Source organism: Enterobacter cloacae complex sp. GF14B (assembly GCF_004136805.1).
Classification (GTDB): Bacteria; Pseudomonadota; Gammaproteobacteria; order Enterobacterales; family Enterobacteriaceae; genus Enterobacter; species Enterobacter hormaechei_C.
Map to the genome: position 1 here is coordinate 1 of NZ_QFRV01000302.1, position 1,131 is coordinate 1,131.

1 protein-coding gene is annotated in these 1,131 nt (G+C 39.9%); it reads right to left on the bottom strand.

Annotated elements, in window-relative coordinates; translation table 11 throughout:
* On the bottom strand, positions 1 to 655 hold a 655-nt coding region (locus tag DD606_RS25360), incomplete at its 3' end, for a hypothetical protein (RefSeq protein WP_139158389.1).
* Positions 656 to 1,131 lie beyond the last annotated feature (476 nt).

Consider the following 1,131-nt stretch of genomic DNA (forward strand, 5'->3'; position numbering starts at 1 on the left):
CTGGTCTTTGTGAGCTAGAAGTAACATAATATTGATGTAGTGGTCCCCCAAAGTATGTATATCCTTCTAATTCTTTCTTGTCCATTGTTGAGTATTGCCTCCCATACTTGTAGTAAGCGGCAATTTTCACTTCCGATCCCTCTGTGTAGGTAAAGACATAAAGTCTTTTTTGGTCTGTCAACTCTCCGGTGTAGGGTTCTTCACATCTATAATAGAGATCTTGCTCCCCATTATTATATTTGTATAGCCCCACATAGATGTTATCAGTGTTGATCCTTGTAGTTTCATTCTCTCTTCTTAACCTCGCATCAGGGAAGTTCATTATTTGTGCTTTCTCCTCAAGTTCTTCATCTACTTTGGCTTTGGTGCCCATCAATCCCCACTTGTCCACAATGTTAGGGTTTAGGACTACCAAGTACATGGTACCCTCGTCATCTAGATATCTATCTCCGCTATAGCTCACAGGCACTAAGTCCTTGAACTCACTAGGTCTATCTTCTATCTTTACACAATAGCGGTCCATTCCATCTTTGTAGATCCTGGCACCTTGCTCATTGTCGTACTGGTATTTTATGAACAATAGCTTCATTGTGGCGGAAGGGTTTGATGATCCTGCTGCCATATTTTCTTTTTCGTTTAGTTTTAAATGTCCCAAGTTTTCCGTGAAATACTTTCGTAAGATCTCTTCGAAGAAGTATCGGAAATACTTTCTTCAGGGATTGCCTCTAACGGTCGTCCTACACTTTGGTTTACACTCTCCTCCGTTGATAAAACACTTGCTTGATCCGCTAAATTTCGGCGTTGGTTGTTGATTTTTTTTCCCGATCTCAAAAACATGAAGAAAGTGGAATTTACCGAGACTGAATCCAAATTTCTTACCTGGAAATGGAGTTACCTTCCAAACCTCCCGATTGCATGGATTGTTACTTGATCGGTCTCTGCAAATGATTACAATGGATGGCTATGAGATCACTGTATCATTCCAACTGTCAGCAGATTCAATGCTTCAAAATGTTCTCAACACAATTTTGCTTGCAGATTATTGACAGTATGTCCAATTTGAGTTTTGAAAACTCCCGGTATCTTGTATAACCTAGGTCTATGAACAGGTCAAAAATGAGCTGAATCTAG